This window comes from Serratia sp. PAMC26656 (assembly GCF_016469055.2).
GTDB lineage: Bacteria > Pseudomonadota > Gammaproteobacteria > Enterobacterales > Enterobacteriaceae > Serratia > Serratia plymuthica.
In genome coordinates, this window is the sequence record NZ_CP150486.1 from 3,468,938 (window position 1) to 3,483,493 (window position 14,556).

Genomic DNA, 14,556 nt, shown 5'->3' on the forward strand with positions numbered 1-14,556 from the left:
GGGGTGAACTACGCTAGGCTCAGTCCCCCGATCGGCAACGATGGAGTTTACTGATGCCTACCCTTACCCAAAAGCTGCTCGAAGAAATCTGGCAAAGCCTGAGCCACAGCCCTTCTCCTGTGGGCCAATTGGCGGTCAGCGGCGAAGGCGAGCTGGCCAGCGCATTCCCGGTGACCGAACTGGCTACGGCCTGTTGGGGCGCAGCTGGCCTGGCCTGCGCCGGGCTGTTGCAACAAAGCAAAGGCGGTATTCCGCAGGCATTGGTCGATCGTCGACTGGCTTCGCTGTGGTTCGGTTGGACTCTGCGGCCACTGGGGTGGCAACCGCCTGCCGCCTGGGACGCGCTGGCAGGTGATTATGCCACGCGCGACGGCTGGATCCGCCTGCATACCAATGCGCCGCATCACCGTAAAGCGGTGGAGCAGGTACTGGGGCCGCATCAGGATAAAGACACGCTGGCGCAAAAGGTGCTGGAGTGGCAAAAAAGCGAATTGGAACAGGCGGTGATAGAGGCCGGTGGCTGCGCGGCGGAAATGCGCCCGGTCGAGGCGTGGCGGCAGCATATTCAGGGCAAAAGCGTCGCACAGGAGCCGTTAATCCACCAAACGCGGCAACCTGAAGCCCCGCCCCCTGCCTGGACGTTGCCGGCCGCCAGACCGCTGCACGGCGTGCGGGTGTTGGACCTGACGCGGATTATCGCCGGGCCGATCGCCACCCGCTTTCTGGCCGGGTTGGGTGCGGACGTATTGCGTATCGATCCCTACGGTTGGGATGAACCGGGCGTCGAGCATGAAGTGCTCCTCGGCAAACGCTGCGCGCGCCTGAATCTGAATAACGCCCACGATCGCCACACCTTTGAGCATCTGCTGCAAAACGCCGATGTCATCGTTCATGGCTACCGCGCCGGTGCGCTGGAGAAATTGGGCTATGGCGCGGAACAACGGCGCGCGCTGTCGCCGGGGTTGATCGACGTCTGTCTGAACGCTTACGGCTGGAGCGGCCCGTGGCGTGGGCGGCGTGGCTTCGATAGCCTGGTGCAAATGAGCTGCGGGTTGGCTGCATCAGGTATGACGTGGAAAAACGCCGCCATGCCGGTGCCATTGCCGGTACAGGCGCTGGATCACGCTACCGGTTACCTGATGGCGACAGCGGTGCTGCATGGCATGCGCGAGCGACTGGAGCACCGCACCGGCTACAGCGCACGACTTTCCCTTGCCCGCACCGCTCAACTGTTATTTGATAATCCCTATCCGCAAGGGCAGTTGTCAAAACCGCTGGCACCGGTCACTGCGGCCGATGAAAACCCGAAAACCGAGTTGACCCATTGGGGTGCAGCGCTGCGCCTTTGCGCCCCGCTGCATCTGAACGGAACTGCGCTGCAATGGGCACTGCCCGCTACCGCTCTGGGCACATCCCAGCCGGAGTGGCTGCGCCGCTGATTCAGGCCAGTTGGCGTTGTAACCAGTGCAATAACTCTTCGACCGCCGGCGTCAAACCGGCGGTCTGCGGCCAAACCAGATAAAAATCGCTCTTATCCAGATGTCTGGCCTCGGCCAGCGCCACCAGCCGCCCCTCCGCCAGGGCATCGCTGACCAGCAGCCTTTTCACCAGCGCAACGCCAAACCCCTGCTCTGCGGCGCGGATCAGCAAACCGGCGTCATTAAACAGCGCCAATTGCTGGCCGCACTCCTCCCGCTGATGCGCTGTAAACCAACTGCGCCACGGCGTAACATCATGCTCCAGCAGCGGCGTGCGCGGAGAACCCTTGTCGAATGCCGCCTGCCACTGTCGTGCCAACTCAGGGGTGGCCACCGGCACCACCTCCCCAGAAGCGATACGCTGCGCCTGCAAATTCGGCCATTGACCCTCGCCAATACGAATAGCCACATCAAACCCCTTGCGCGACAGATCCTGCACCGCCAGAGAAGCGTCGATATCCAGCGCAATGCCGGCGCAGGCCTCGCGGAAAGCCGACAACCGCGGCATTAACCAATAGTGAGCGAAGGATGGCAGCACGCTGATGCGCAGCGTGTGGCTTTGCGCAATACGTCTGACGCGGCCAATCCCCTGTTGCAGAGCCTGTAGCGCCGGTTCCGCCACCGCCAACAGTTCGCGGCCGGCGGCATTCAAACGCAACCCGCGCCCGTGCCGTTCAAACAACGGGCAGCCGATCGCCTGTTCGAGCTGCTGGATCTGTTGGCTAACCGCGCCGTGGGTCAGATGTACCTGCTGCGCGGTGGCACGCAAATTCTCCAGTTGGGCGGCAATCACAAAGGTCGGCAGGGTATGCAGGGGAATACGATCATTGAGCATTGGTTAGTCCTGCTATCCAAAAGGGTCATTTTTCATCGATTTTCGCCCCAAAGCAAATGGTCTAAGGTGTCATCCTTATCTTTTCTCTCCGGAGCCACAGATGCACCCTCGCTTACAGCAGGATCTTGACCAATTTCCACAGATACTCGACCGGACCCGCCAGTTGGCAGATGGGTTTCTTGCCGGGTTGAAGCAGCGCCCGGTTTACCCTCCTCTTGAGGCCCAACAGCTGCAGTTGGGCGACGACCAACTGGCGGACAGCGGCAACGGCGCTTTGGCGACGCTGGAGGATTTCTGGTTACGCTATGCAGAGGGTCTTTCAGGCAGCGCCGGGCCGCGTTATTTTGGCTTTGTCACCGGCGGCGCTACTCCGGCCGCGCTGGCGGCGGATTGGCTGGTTAGTGCCATAGACCAAAACAGCCTGCTGAGCCAAGATACCGTTGCCGCAGCGATTGAGCTGGCCACTATTGAGCAATTGAAGTCGTTGCTGGGTTTACCGAAAGCATTTAGCGGCAGCTTTGTCAGCGGGGCGACCATGGCCAACTTTGTCGGCCTCGCTATTGGCCGCCAGTGGCTGGGGCAACAGCGTGGGATCGATGTCGCCCAGCAGGGATTAGCGGCGTTAGGGCCAATACAGGTGCTGTCGGCGAATGCCCATTCCAGCAGCGTGAAGGCACTCAGCATGCTCGGGATCGGCCGCGATGCGCTGAAAATCATCGACAGTCTGCCGGATTCCGAAGCCATAGACACTGAAGCGCTGGAGCGGTATCTGGCCGCCAGCAATGGCGTGCCTGTTATCGTGTTGGCCAGCGCCGGCACGGTCAACACCGTGACCTTTGACGATCTGCCGCGCCTGCTGGCACTGCGCGAACGCTACCCGTTCTGGTTGCACGTTGATGCCGCTTTTGGCGGTGTCGCCGCCTGTTCACCGCACTATTCCCCGCTCTTGACCGGCTGGGAGCAAGCGGATTCAATCACCGTTGACGCACATAAATGGTTAAATGTGCCCTACGACAGCGCCATTCAATTCACCCGTCATTTGGAACTGCAGATGCAAGTTTTCCAAAACCATTCGGTCTATATGGAAGCGCCGACGTTACGCCCGGACGACTACCTGCACCTGACGCCGGAAAACTCACGGCGTTTCCGCGCCCTGCCGTTATGGATGGCGCTTAAAGCTTATGGCCGCAGCGGCATGCAGGACATGGTTGAGCGTAATATCCAGTTGGCGCGCCGGTTGGGCGCAGGGTTGGATGCCAGCGAGGGTTTTCATCTGCTGGCGCCGGTCAATTTGAACGTGGTGTGCTTCGCTCTCAGTCACGTTGAAGGGGATGTCGCGGCCGCACGGGATCGCTTTATCGCCCGGCTCGATCGACATGGTATAGTGCGCTGCACCCCTACGCGTTATAACGGGCAACCCGGGATCCGCGCCGCGTTGGTCAATTGGATGACGGAAGAAGAAGATATCCGCCTGGCGCTGGAATCGTTGCAACACTGCCTGCCAGAAGCGTTTTAATCACCAAGTTTAAGGGCGCCCTTGCGGCGTCCTGCTTTATCATTGTTATTACTACCAACATACTGCAAGCAGCAAGCCCGGTGTATTGTCCCCTTATCGCCCCTCTTCAGCGCCACAGCCGGCCACAATGGGCAAAATAGTTCAGAGAAACCAATTAATCACTCTCTGACATTTCTCACATTTTGTGGAATAGCACATATAGCTACATCAACTCGTTGTTATAACGCCCGTTTCCTTAACAAAGAACCGGTTCCATGTTAACTCAATGTGAGTGCTGGATATCGCAACTGATAAAAAAAGAAAAAATTCTTATTATCAAACATGAAAATAAAACCAATAACTCATTGATATATAATGATAAATTTATAAAAATCAAAATTTGGCAACTCTCAATGTGTTGAAAAATCAGACTGAAAAATGTTAAAAAAACAACACATGAATTTTTTTTAAGAATTTTCCTAGCAATTTAAAAATTCATTTCGTGACATGATGCGCAGATTCAATCATAACGATGCCCACAGCCACGTAGCTCAGGCATAAGTTAGCGTTCTTGACTGGCTATTTATCGTTTAGCAGATTATTCTGACTTAAGCTAAACTTATAGATTCATGCAATTAATTAGTTTAGAAAGAAAATATCGTTGAGTGCCGTCGTGTTTATTGATAGAACACTGGCTATACGTGAAATTTTGTTCCATTTTTTTGCCTTTAGGCTTCAGGCTTTTTCTCTTTGTTACCGCGGTAAAACGGATTTAAGTGGGGGTGCGATATGCCAACGATCATTATGGATTCATGCAGCTATACCAGATTGGGTTTAACAGACTACCTGACAACACACGGAGTAAAAAAACGCCAAATTAATGCCATCAACGATATCGACGATCTGCATGAAAAATGCAGCAAGTTGAAACCCAGCTTGGTGTTTATTAACGAAGATTGCTTTATACACGAAGCCAATGCGACAGAACGTATAAAACGGGTGATTTCACTGCACCCGGACACCTTATTCTTCATCTTTATGGCTATCACCAACGTACATTTTGACGATTATTTATATGTTCGTAAAAATGTCATTATCTCGTCAAAATCCATCAAGCCAGAGACTATGAATCAGCTACTTAGTCACTATCTTGAGAAAAAAGCCACTCGTACGGAAAAGACCTCATTTGACCAAACGCCCGTTACGCTGAGTCAAACAGAATCAAACATGTTGCGCATGTGGATGTCGGGTCAGGGAACCATCCAGATATCCGACCAGATGCAAATTAAAGCCAAGACCGTCTCTTCCCACAAGGGAAATATCAAAAGAAAAATTAAAACGCACAACAAGCAAATTATTTATCATGTTGTCCGTTTAACCGACACCTTAACCAGTGGGATATTTGTCAATAGCCGCTAGGTAAAGAGATTTACCGTGTATTCTGCTCAATCTTGGTTTTAAATGTCTTACAGCCAGTCATCCTGGATATAAAACATTTAAATAACCTCATACCTGCTCGCGACGACATTTTCGGCCGCGGCGGGTATTCCCGCAGCAAAAACAGCCCCTCCCCCTCCGAAATAATAACCTTGCGGAAAACTTGCGAATTAAATTAATCCGTTGGAGAGATATTGGCTCTTTGCCGAGCGTCTACCGGGTTCTGCCCTGTCTCAGTTCAACAAAGGTGCCGTCCCGGCTGTCAATCTCGTTGAAAAACCAGACACCGGCAGGATAGTCATCCAACGCGACCAGGTACATTATCCCTTCATTGAATTCTTCTACCGCCAGTATCACCCCCTCACGCCTTAGTTCACCGTCAGTTTTAACCGTTACCAGATCGTTAACTTTCATACTGTGCCCCATCATTTATCATTGATGTCAGTGTATTACAGAATAAGGTGCGAAAAACACTGTGCGGTGCCGGTAAACCCGCAGCTCGCCCGTTTTAGCGCTTTCCTAAAGCGTAGCAGGCCGCCGCACCAACCTGTTTTTTCACTTTCTTAACGTTTTGACCGCAGAATCTTAAGCCCGCAAAGGATAGGCTGTTCACAGGTGCTTCCCCCCAGAGAGGTGCCTGCAAATGAAGAAGTAACAAGGAACTTTTGCCCGCAGACTTGCGGGCTTTTTTTTGCCTTCGGCAAATTACAGGCACAAAAAAACCCGCCTTGGCGGGTTTTTGTTAATCAGCAGAAGCCGATTAGATAGCGGTAACGTTAGCCGCTGACGGACCTTTAGCACCGTTCTCGATAGAGAACTGTACGTTCTGGCCTTCAGCCAGGGTCTTGAAGCCTTGATCCTGGATAGCAGAGAAGTGTACGAACACGTCTTTGCTGCCGTCTGCTGGAGTGATGAAACCAAAACCTTTAGACTCGTTGAACCACTTCACTTGACCTTTGATCATGTTAGACATGTCTAATTCCTTCAATATTAAATGTAAGCCACCATGGGCGTATGATATAGCCGGTCATCAGTTACTTATGGAGGCACTAGAAAGGAAATTCGTCAGAGAAGAGCTATCTAGGATAACGCTTTAAATTTGAACTACTTTACTCAAAATGTCGTGCATAAATAGGTCTGTACCACAGGCCGAGAAGCATTAACTCATGACAGGACTTTAATAGCAACTCTTTTTGTCAGCCCCTCTGTAGAAACGGGGTTAAACGCACAGAATTTAACCCAATTTGTTTGATTTATCAGCGTTATCAGCCGTATTCGCCCGATAATGGCGGCCAGGCACAGCCAAAATTTTTTTTAAATTTCGCCTCGGCCAAGTGGCCACCTTGTTGAGATTGAACACAATTTCGCCTTTCTCCCTGCCAACAAACCTGGTCCGATACTTGATAAAGAGAAATTATTTATTGAGCAGCCTCAAAAGAAGACACTCAGCCCTATAAATGATAGTCATTCTCGTTTGTCTGTTTTATAGTTGCGATGCGTAATTATGAAGGGAGATCGACCATGCTTAGAAAGCGTACGCTGGCAGCATCCTGCTGCACTGCCCTGTTGATGCTGAGCGCCTACTCAGCCCAGGCGCTCGATTTATCTTATACCGCGCCGGAGCCAAGCCTCACGCCTGCGCCCGTGCCGCAAAGCGCGCTTGGCCCAGCAGCTAAAACGGCCAAGCCACCGGTTGTCTGGTCTGAGTCAGAGGACAAAACCGGTTTTCGCGTTGAAATGGAATGCGATCACCCCGGTTGCAGCCGTCCACACGCCAAACCCTATTCGGCGCTTAACGGCCCGGTGAAAAAAACCGACCGCCGCCGCCAGTCAGATCCTTATTCCACCAATCAGGATGACGATTACAGCCTGAATATGGGCTATCAGTGGTAGCTGAGCTTTAAGATTTATCCCTATATCTGCCGCTGCGGAGAGTTCATACAATGGCGCCCTGTTCACCACTCCTCCTGGTGCTGAACATGACAAGCTGTGTTGTAAATTTTTATGCGCCTTCCTATAGGCGCTTTTTTTATGTCTAAATATCAACAACCTGCTGCGTTACAGAATGGTCTCATTGCGCGATAACGTGATAACTGTCACAAATAGCGGCTCCTTAGCCACTCTTTATCGGAGGTTAGTCTCATGGCGACAGAATATATGTCTTTACTGGCGGTTTTGGCCGGCATTGCAGGATATGCGCTGTACAAACACTTTAAATCACAGAAGAAAAGCACGCTGATTCGTCCGCACGATCGTTGACAGAACAGGGGGAGCATAACCTCTGGGTTATGCTCCAGGCCGCACAACCGTTCACTGTCATGCTTCCATCACAAAATTGTCACAATTCAGCCATATCATGGTCCACGATTATCCGAACTGGCTTACACCAAGGATTTCGTTATGACCACCATTAAAGCAACAAACCATCAGGAAGCAGAAAAGCTGATCCGTTATGGAACAGCCAAGAAAATCGAACTGGCTTATGACATCGACAGCGACGATTTTTTCCAGCTCGCCAGTCTGTGGTGTGATAAAGGCGCCAAGATCTCCAAAGGGAAAGAGCACTTCATCGTCTCACTCAAAGGTTTCCGCATTCCGCCAAACGACTGATACCATGCCGCCCCTGCGGCGGCTCCCCTCCTCTGCCCCCTAAAAACCGCCCAATGATCCACATTCTCCTGTCGGCATTTCTGTAAGATAAAATATAAATGACAGCAGGCGCTTATCTACACTGTTCACTGTGCCTGAACGCCAATCGGAGGAGAATGACCATGTCAGTAAACCCGCCACTGCCCAACACCATGAAAGCGATCGAGATCAGCCAACCGGGCGAACCGGAGGTGCTGGTTGTCGCCGAGCGGCCATTGCCGATGCTGCAACAAAGTGAGATTTTAGTGAAGGTCGCCGCCGCCGGGGTTAACCGGCCCGACGTTATGCAACGCCGTGGCCAATACGCGCCGCCGCCCGGTGCGTCGGATATTCCCGGTCTCGAAATAGCCGGTGAAGTGGTTGCCATCGGCGTTGGGGTGAAAAATTATGCCATCGGCGATCTCGTATGCGCCCTGATTGCCGGCGGCGGCTACGCCGAATACTGCAAAGTGCATGAGAGTAATGCGCTGCCGGTGCCTCAGGGCATGAGCCTGACGGAGGCGGCAGCCATCCCTGAGACCTTCTTTACCGTCTGGGTCAATGTCTTCCAACGCGGGCATCTAAAGGCCGGTGAAACCGTACTGATCCACGGTGGCACGTCAGGCATTGGTACCGTCGCCACTCTGCTGGCGAAAGCGTTCTGCGCCCACGTGATCACCACCGTCGGCTCCGAGGAAAAACGTCAGGCCAGCCTGGCGCTGGGCGCCGACGTAGCGATTAACTACCGTAGCGAAGACTTCGTCGAGCAGACCAAACACGCGACCAACGGCAAGGGTGCAGACGTGATTGTCGATCTGATCGCCGGGGATTACGTGGCGAAGAACTACCAGGCGGCGGCGATGGATGGACGCATTGTGCAAATCGGCACCCAGAACGGCGTGGTCAAAGAACTGAACCTGATGCCGCTGCTGCTCAAACGTCTGACTCACACCGGCTCTACCCTGCGCGCGCGCAGCGTGGAAGATAAAGCGCAAATTGCCGCTGATTTGCAGCAGAAGGTGTGGCCGCTGCTGGAGCGCGGCGCGTTAAAACCGCAGATATTCAAAACGTTCCCGCTGGAACAAGCGGCCGCTGCGCATGCGTTGATGGAATCCAGCGTGCATATCGGCAAGATTATGCTGACCCTCTAAAGAGAGACACCCCGCAGCCGATGCCGCGGGGTGATATTTCAGGTGCCCGCCGTATGCACGTCCTCTGGCGAAGAACCGGTGTTGGCCAGTTTTTCCTGCGCCAATGCCTCATCTTCGCTATCTTTCTCCAGGCTTTCCTGTTCAGCCCCCTGCTTCGGCGCGTACACCTGTTCCACCAGAATCGGGAAGTGATCCGAACCGACGTGGGTTAAACGACGCAGCGAGCCGAGCACAAAATCATCGCTGTGAAACACATGATCCAGCGGCCAGCGCAAGAACGGATAGCCGGCATGGAAAGTGCTGAACATGCCGCGGCCGCGACGCGGATCCAACAGGCCGCTGACTTTGAGGAACAAGCGGGTGGTAGTCGACCAAGCCACATCGTTCAGATCGCCGGTCACAATCGCAGGGAACGTCGATTTGGCAACACTTTTGCCCACCATGACCAGTTCGGCGTCACGATCTTCCGACTCGTCATTCTCGGTGGGACTTGGCGGCATCGGGTGCACGCAGTGCAGGCGCACCTGCGGCCCTTGCGGCAAATGCACCATCATGTGCATCGACGGAATCTCTTTATCTACCAGGTACTGAATTTCCGCATCGCTGAGTTTCAACCGTGAATAAACATGCATGCCGTAAAGATTATCCTGCGGGCATTTCAAACTGTGAGGATAATCCTGTTCCAGCGGCGCCAGCCGCTGCTCCCACCAACTGTCGGTTTCCACCACCAGTACGTCCGGCCGTTCGGTCGCCACCAGCGCCAGCAGTTTATCCGCCTGCCGATTGGGAGTTAACACATTGCACACCAGAAGGCGCAAACGCGGCTTTTGCTGGTAGCCGGTAAAGTCCACTACCTGGGGCTTGCTCAGTCGGGTATAAGGGAAGATCCATACCCCCTGATACACTACACAGGCCAGGTTCACCGCTATCATGCCCCACACCAGCGACAAGGACAGGGGCAGAAAAAGCAGATTAAGCAGTAACACCGATAATGACAGCGCCAGTATTTGCAGGCGTGGAAAATCCCATACCCGAATCCACCAGGCTGTATGCTTTGAGAGTGGCGCAATGGTCACCAGCGCCAGCAAAAGCGTCAGTATGGCGGTAATCCCTGTCACGTTTATTTCCTCATCATCCCCCAGGCCGGTCGGGCTGACGGCCTCTCTGGCCGCCCGACCGGGCGGCAGCCAAAGAGTGCCATAAAAAGCGCCCGCCCCGCCAGCAGGCGCTAGGGAATAATCCTTCTGCGCCGGAACTCGTCAAACAGCGTGAAGAACATCGTTTCGGTTTCGACAAATTGGATGAAACCAAAGCGCCTCGCCTTGCTGCCATCGGCAAACATGTCGTAGTCCCACGAGAAAACAAAATCGGCAAAACGCCAGCCAGTCACCGCATGGTAATCAGTCACCGCCAAATCATGCTGCTGCGCGAGGGTCTCCCACAACGCGGTTTTATCCGCCATCATCTGTTCCAGCGGCATCGGCAGTGGCGGCGCCGTCTCCAGGCCAAAATAATCGGCAATTTTCGGCCACATCTCGCTCCAGCGGAACACGTCACCATTATTGATGTTAAACGCCTGATTGGCCGCTGCAGGCTCGGTCGCTGCCCACAGCGTAGCCTGCGCCAGCAGGCCGGCATCGGTCATTTCCAACAGGCTGTGGTAAGCCCCCGGTTTGCCGGGAAAACGCAGCGGCAGCCCCAGCGCCTTGCTGATTGAGGCATAAACGGCAATGGTCAGCGCCAGGTTCATTGGATTGCCGAGCGAAAACCCGCCGACCACGCTGGGGCGAATCGCGCTCCAGCGCCAGCGTTTGCCCTGCTGTCGCCGCTCAAGGTAGTGCTGCTGATCCACGTTGAACTCCGGTGGCATATGCCCGGCGTCACTTTCACGCGCCGGGGTTTTAAATGGCCCCAGATGCGCACCATAAACCTTGTAGCCCTGCATCAGGCTGATGTGCTCCAGCCCTTGCGCTACCGGCTCGACCGCGTCTACCACGTTCGTCAACATCGCCAGATTCGGTGCCACCAGCCCCGCCCAGTCCGGCGCGTCCTGATAAGCGGCGTAGAAAATGTGGCTGACCTGCGTTAGAGGTTGCAGCGCATCGCGCGTCGCCTGTGCATCCAGCAGATCAACCGCCAGATAACGCACTTGCGGCCGGTCCACGCCACCGCGCCGCGACAGGCCGACCACTTGCCAACCCTGCACGACCAGTTCCTCAATCAGTTTATGGCCGATGACACCATTAGCGCCGACCACCAGCGCCAGTTTGCCGCTTTGCATGTTCTCTCTCCTGCCAGGTATGGATGCACCTACTGTGATCGATTAGCAAAGCTTGCGGTAGACGCTATTTTTAACTAACACTTATAAGCAAAACCTATAAATGGAGCATCGATGGACAAGCTGAGCGCCATGAAGACTTTTGTCCGCGTAGCGGAGCTGGGCAGCCTCTCGGCGGCGGCCCGCGATCTGGGGTTGACGCAACCGGCAGTCAGCCAGCAGATCGCCGGGCTGGAACAGCAATTGGGCACGCAATTGCTGTTTCGCAGCACCCGCGCCGTCTCCCTGACCGATGCCGGCGGTGGTTATTACCGGCAAATCAAACCGATTTTAGCGGCGGTAGACGAAGCGGAAGAGGCGCTGCACGGCCTGAACCAGCGGTTGCAAGGAAACTTACGCATTCATGCACCCACGGGATTCGGCCAGCAGCATCTGACGCCGCTGGCGATTGCCTTTCAACAGCGCCATCCAGAGCTGAATATTGAGTTACTGCTGGACGATCGTCGGGCGGATGTCATCGGCGAGGGCATTGACGTAGCGATTCGCTTTGGCGAACTGAGCGCGCCGGGTACGGTGGCACGGCGGTTGGGGGAATTACAGCGTATTCTCGTGGCCTCGCCGGCTTATCTGGCGGCGCATGGCGCACCGCAAACACCGTCAGCGCTGGCGGTCCATGCGCACATTCGCTACAGCGGCCTTAGCGACGGCGATGCGCTGACGTTAATCGGCCCTCAGGGCGCCGAGATGGTGAATGTGCGGCCGGTATTCCGCGCCAACAACACCTTCTCGCTGCTGGCCGCCATCGAGTCTGGTTTGGGCATCGGCGGTGCGCAACGGCCGCTGATTGGCCGGCAATTGGCGGCAGGCTCTCTGGTACAGGTATTGCCTGCCTGGCACTATCCGCCGATGGCGCTGCATGTCGTTTATCCCGCCGCGCGATTTATTCCCGGCAAAGTGCGGGCATGGGTAGATTATTTGCTAGAAGCGTTGGAGGGCATTGAAGGCATTAGGCTAAACAAGGCCCCCGACCTGATGCCGGGGGCCTAAGCGTTATTTGAACAGCTTACCGACCATATCGCCCAGTTCGTTGCTGTCCTGCTGCACTTCGCCATTTGGCGATGCGGCGTCAGTCACCGACGGCAGGAACTGCGCGATGGTGCTGGAAGCCTGAGCAGGATCGATCCCCAGCTTTTCGGCCAACTGGTTGATGGCATCGCTGCCTAGCGCCTGCTGAACGTGATCGCCGCTGATCGGCTGGTTTTCACCGTTGCCCAACCATGAGCCGACCACATCGCCGAATTGCCCCTGGCGGAACTTGTCCAAAATCGCCTGCAGGCCGCCTTGCTGCTCGACCCATTGCATGATAGCGACGTAATCCAGGCCTTTGCCGCCGTTAGCTCCGCCACCCAGAATACTGCCCAATACGTTATCAAACAGACCCATGGTCATCCCCTTCTGGCCGCCGACCCAGGCCGCGCGACCGCTATGATTTAACGAAAAAGGGTCGCCGCAGCGACCCTGTTGATCAGCATCTGACTAGCTTCTGACCTTTCTGTAGACAAAAAGTACCACCAGGGCACCGATTATTGCGACAACGAAGCTGCCCAGGTTAAAGCCATCTACGCGACCCATACCGAAGAAGGTACTGATATAGCCGCCAACTACCGCACCGATGACCCCGAGGATAACAGTCACGATAAAGCCACCGCCGTCCTTGCCCGGCATGATCCATTTAGCCAGGATACCGGCGATTAAACCAAAAATGATCCAGGAAATGATGCCCATTTTTACTCTCCCTATTTACTTTTTGCCTAAAAGAAAACCTACCACCAGGCCCACAACGGCGCCGGCGCCAACCCCAGCCCAGGGGTTGTCCTTAATGTAAGAACAGGAGTGACCGGCAACGTCTTTCAAACCGGCCCGCACTTCACATGCGGCAGATTTTGCACTGCCACACAGCTGTTCCACATTGTCTTTAACGTCATTTTTAACTGACATTTCATATCCTTAAGTTAACATAGCCGAAAAATTCACACCTATGTTTCCCTATGCTTGCCGTTACCGGCAGCGCGATACAGGGTGATTCGCGACAAATACGCAGCTTCACACTGTTACTATAGTCAAATATCAGCAGTTTACACATTTCCGTCTGTCTGAATTTACCTGTACAAAAAACAATCAAATTCATCTGACTGTCATTTCCGCGGGCTATACTTGAAGTGAATATTTCCGCTGGAGATAGGCAATGAACAATACGCCATTCATGCTGATACTGGCTGTCATCTACACCTTTGCCGCCTTCTGGGATGGGTCTGCCGCGCAGTTGCTGATGTAATCTCGCGCCCCGATTCAACTTTCGCAAAACGGCTTGATTAAGCAGCTGAACCATTCGGCAAACGCCGTGAAACGCGCCGAACGTTGACGTCGGTGGGGGTAAAGCAACGCAATGCTCATCGCCGATGGTCGGGCTTGCGGCAAAATCTCTCGCAGGCTGCCGTCATCCAGATGATGCTGGAGATCAAACCGCGGGTTCTGAATCATTCCCAACCCTTCCAGACAGCAGCCGATATAATTTTCCGCATTGTTGACCGTCACCCGGCTACGCAGCGTTTTTTCAACCGATTGCCCACCCTGCTCCCACTGCCAGGTCTCCGCGCCCGCCAGATTGGGCTGCGCGTACCCCACCACCCAGTGATCGTCCAGTTGATCGGTATGCTCCGGCGTCCCGTAGCGCCGCAAATAATCCGGGCTGGCGCAGTTGATCATGCTCAAACGACCAAGCGGCTGGCTGACCAGGCTACTGTCACTGAGGCTGCCGACACGCACCACGCAGTCTACCCCCTCCTGAATCAAATCGATCGAGCGGTCGCTGGCGCTAAGGAAGAGTTGAATATCGGGGTATTGCAGGAAAAAATCAGGCAGCGCCGGCACGATTATTCGCCGGGCAATGCGGCTGGGCACATCGACCGTCAAGCGGCCGCCTATCGGCCCGTTTTTCTGCTGAAACAGCGCGTCCAGCGCGTTCACGTCGAACAGCAGGCTGCGCGCTTTGTCGAGCAGCAGTTCGCCGTCGCTGGTCAACTGTACCTTGCGGGTAGTGCGATGAAACAGGCGCGCGCCCATTTCATGTTCCAACTGTTGGATCGCCGCCGACACCGTGGTTTTTGGCATCAGCAGGATGTGTGAAGCGCGGATAAAACTGCCCACCTCGGCAACCTGGATAAAAACCCGTAATCTCCCTATCTTATCCACCG

General features: G+C 54.7%; 17 protein-coding genes. 8 read left to right on the forward strand and 9 right to left on the reverse strand.

Annotated features, from left to right (window positions below):
• Positions 1–53 precede the first annotated feature (53 nt).
• Positions 54–1,439 (forward strand): CoA transferase, encoded by a 1,386-nt coding sequence (locus JEM67_RS17475; protein ID WP_199634780.1) that lies wholly within the window; start codon positions 54–56, stop codon positions 1,437–1,439.
• Position 1,440: 1 nt separating this feature from the next.
• On the opposite strand, the gene JEM67_RS17480 is transcribed toward JEM67_RS17475, so the two are convergent.
• On the reverse strand, positions 1,441–2,313 hold the full coding sequence (locus tag JEM67_RS17480; RefSeq protein WP_199634779.1) for a LysR substrate-binding domain-containing protein: 873 nt from the start codon (positions 2,311–2,313) through the stop codon (positions 1,441–1,443).
• Positions 2,314–2,413: 100 nt separating this feature from the next.
• On the opposite strand from JEM67_RS17480, the gene JEM67_RS17485 reads away from it, so the two are divergent.
• The gene (locus JEM67_RS17485; RefSeq protein WP_199634778.1) at positions 2,414–3,829 is read left to right on the forward strand and encodes a pyridoxal phosphate-dependent decarboxylase family protein; all 1,416 of its coding nucleotides are present in this window, start codon (positions 2,414–2,416) and stop codon (positions 3,827–3,829) included.
• A gap of 768 nt (positions 3,830–4,597) precedes the next feature.
• A complete protein-coding gene (gene rcsA, locus JEM67_RS17490) occupies positions 4,598–5,227 on the forward strand; it encodes a transcriptional regulator RcsA (RefSeq protein ID WP_013813555.1) in 630 nt (209 codons plus the stop codon).
• Between the two features lie 231 nt (positions 5,228–5,458).
• Here the strand turns inward: rcsA and dsrB are convergent, their stop codons facing one another.
• Both dsrB and cspE read right to left on the reverse strand, forming a co-directional pair.
• Positions 5,459–5,659: a protein DsrB gene (dsrB, locus tag JEM67_RS17495; RefSeq protein WP_199634777.1), complete on the reverse strand. Its 201-nt coding sequence runs from the start codon at positions 5,657–5,659 to the stop codon at positions 5,459–5,461.
• Positions 5,660–6,005: 346 nt separating this feature from the next.
• Positions 6,006–6,218 (reverse strand): transcription antiterminator/RNA stability regulator CspE, encoded by a 213-nt coding sequence (cspE, locus tag JEM67_RS17500; RefSeq protein ID WP_004946278.1) that lies wholly within the window; start codon positions 6,216–6,218, stop codon positions 6,006–6,008.
• 548 nt (positions 6,219–6,766) lie between these two features.
• Between cspE and JEM67_RS17505 the strand changes: the two genes are divergently transcribed.
• The 4 genes from JEM67_RS17505 to JEM67_RS17520 all read left to right on the forward strand — a co-directional run bounded on the left by JEM67_RS17505 (position 6,767) and on the right by JEM67_RS17520 (position 9,024).
• Positions 6,767–7,138: a hypothetical protein gene (locus JEM67_RS17505; protein ID WP_199634776.1), complete on the forward strand. Its 372-nt coding sequence runs from the start codon at positions 6,767–6,769 to the stop codon at positions 7,136–7,138.
• A gap of 249 nt (positions 7,139–7,387) precedes the next feature.
• On the forward strand, positions 7,388–7,504 hold the full coding sequence (locus JEM67_RS17510) for a FeoB-associated Cys-rich membrane protein (RefSeq protein WP_006326216.1): 117 nt from the start codon (positions 7,388–7,390) through the stop codon (positions 7,502–7,504).
• A 141-nt stretch (positions 7,505–7,645) separates the two neighbouring features.
• Positions 7,646–7,855, forward strand: a complete 210-nt coding sequence (locus tag JEM67_RS17515) for a hypothetical protein (protein ID WP_006319262.1) — start codon at positions 7,646–7,648, stop codon at positions 7,853–7,855.
• Between the two features lie 161 nt (positions 7,856–8,016).
• Positions 8,017–9,024 carry an NAD(P)H-quinone oxidoreductase gene (locus JEM67_RS17520; protein ID WP_199634775.1) on the forward strand — a complete coding sequence of 336 codons (1,008 nt, stop codon included), beginning with the start codon at positions 8,017–8,019 and terminating at the stop codon, positions 9,022–9,024.
• 38 nt (positions 9,025–9,062) lie between these two features.
• Here the strand turns inward: JEM67_RS17520 and JEM67_RS17525 are convergent, their stop codons facing one another.
• Together JEM67_RS17525 and JEM67_RS17530 are read right to left on the reverse strand one after the other, a co-directional pair.
• Complete coding sequence (locus tag JEM67_RS17525; RefSeq protein ID WP_199634774.1) at positions 9,063–10,142, reverse strand: endonuclease/exonuclease/phosphatase family protein; 1,080 nt, start codon at positions 10,140–10,142, stop codon at positions 9,063–9,065.
• 110 nt (positions 10,143–10,252) lie between these two features.
• Positions 10,253–11,305 (reverse strand): SDR family oxidoreductase, encoded by a 1,053-nt coding sequence (locus tag JEM67_RS17530; RefSeq protein ID WP_199634773.1) that lies wholly within the window; start codon positions 11,303–11,305, stop codon positions 10,253–10,255.
• Positions 11,306–11,416: 111 nt separating this feature from the next.
• Here JEM67_RS17530 and JEM67_RS17535 point away from each other — a divergent pair, with 111 nt between their 5' ends.
• Positions 11,417–12,349 carry a LysR family transcriptional regulator gene (locus JEM67_RS17535; RefSeq protein ID WP_199634772.1) on the forward strand — a complete coding sequence of 311 codons (933 nt, stop codon included), beginning with the start codon at positions 11,417–11,419 and terminating at the stop codon, positions 12,347–12,349.
• Between the two features lie 3 nt (positions 12,350–12,352).
• Here the strand turns inward: JEM67_RS17535 and JEM67_RS17540 are convergent, their stop codons facing one another.
• The 4 genes from JEM67_RS17540 to JEM67_RS17555 form a co-directional block, all read right to left on the reverse strand.
• Positions 12,353–12,745, reverse strand: a complete 393-nt coding sequence (locus tag JEM67_RS17540; protein ID WP_062871245.1) for a YidB family protein — start codon at positions 12,743–12,745, stop codon at positions 12,353–12,355.
• A 93-nt stretch (positions 12,746–12,838) separates the two neighbouring features.
• Positions 12,839–13,087, reverse strand: a complete 249-nt coding sequence (locus JEM67_RS17545; RefSeq protein WP_013813563.1) for a GlsB/YeaQ/YmgE family stress response membrane protein — start codon at positions 13,085–13,087, stop codon at positions 12,839–12,841.
• A 15-nt stretch (positions 13,088–13,102) separates the two neighbouring features.
• Positions 13,103–13,300: a glycine zipper domain-containing protein gene (locus tag JEM67_RS17550; protein WP_020439281.1), complete on the reverse strand. Its 198-nt coding sequence runs from the start codon at positions 13,298–13,300 to the stop codon at positions 13,103–13,105.
• 351 nt (positions 13,301–13,651) lie between these two features.
• Positions 13,652–14,554, reverse strand: coding sequence for a LysR family transcriptional regulator (locus JEM67_RS17555; RefSeq protein WP_013813565.1), 903 nt, complete (start codon positions 14,552–14,554; stop codon positions 13,652–13,654).
• Between the last annotated feature and the right edge of the window lie 2 nt (positions 14,555–14,556).

Excerpts from the sequence above, each read along its gene's own strand:
- JEM67_RS17475 (WP_199634780.1), top strand. The coding sequence starts at position 54 with ATGCCTACCCTTACCCAAAAGCTGCTCGAAGAAATCTGGCAAAGCCTG.
- JEM67_RS17480 (WP_199634779.1), bottom strand. The coding sequence starts at position 2,313 with ATGCTCAATGATCGTATTCCCCTGCATACCCTGCCGACCTTTGTGATT.
- JEM67_RS17485 (WP_199634778.1), top strand. The coding sequence starts at position 2,414 with ATGCACCCTCGCTTACAGCAGGATCTTGACCAATTTCCACAGATACTC.
- rcsA (WP_013813555.1), top strand. The coding sequence starts at position 4,598 with ATGCCAACGATCATTATGGATTCATGCAGCTATACCAGATTGGGTTTA.
- dsrB (WP_199634777.1), bottom strand. The coding sequence starts at position 5,659 with ATGAAAGTTAACGATCTGGTAACGGTTAAAACTGACGGTGAACTAAGG.
- cspE (WP_004946278.1), bottom strand. The coding sequence starts at position 6,218 with ATGTCTAACATGATCAAAGGTCAAGTGAAGTGGTTCAACGAGTCTAAA.
- JEM67_RS17505 (WP_199634776.1), top strand. The coding sequence starts at position 6,767 with ATGCTTAGAAAGCGTACGCTGGCAGCATCCTGCTGCACTGCCCTGTTG.
- JEM67_RS17510 (WP_006326216.1), top strand. The coding sequence starts at position 7,388 with ATGGCGACAGAATATATGTCTTTACTGGCGGTTTTGGCCGGCATTGCA.
- JEM67_RS17515 (WP_006319262.1), top strand. The coding sequence starts at position 7,646 with ATGACCACCATTAAAGCAACAAACCATCAGGAAGCAGAAAAGCTGATC.
- JEM67_RS17520 (WP_199634775.1), top strand. The coding sequence starts at position 8,017 with ATGTCAGTAAACCCGCCACTGCCCAACACCATGAAAGCGATCGAGATC.
- JEM67_RS17530 (WP_199634773.1), bottom strand. The coding sequence starts at position 11,305 with ATGCAAAGCGGCAAACTGGCGCTGGTGGTCGGCGCTAATGGTGTCATC.
- JEM67_RS17535 (WP_199634772.1), top strand. The coding sequence starts at position 11,417 with ATGGACAAGCTGAGCGCCATGAAGACTTTTGTCCGCGTAGCGGAGCTG.
- JEM67_RS17540 (WP_062871245.1), bottom strand. The coding sequence starts at position 12,745 with ATGGGTCTGTTTGATAACGTATTGGGCAGTATTCTGGGTGGCGGAGCT.
- JEM67_RS17545 (WP_013813563.1), bottom strand. The coding sequence starts at position 13,087 with ATGGGCATCATTTCCTGGATCATTTTTGGTTTAATCGCCGGTATCCTG.
- JEM67_RS17550 (WP_020439281.1), bottom strand. The coding sequence starts at position 13,300 with ATGTCAGTTAAAAATGACGTTAAAGACAATGTGGAACAGCTGTGTGGC.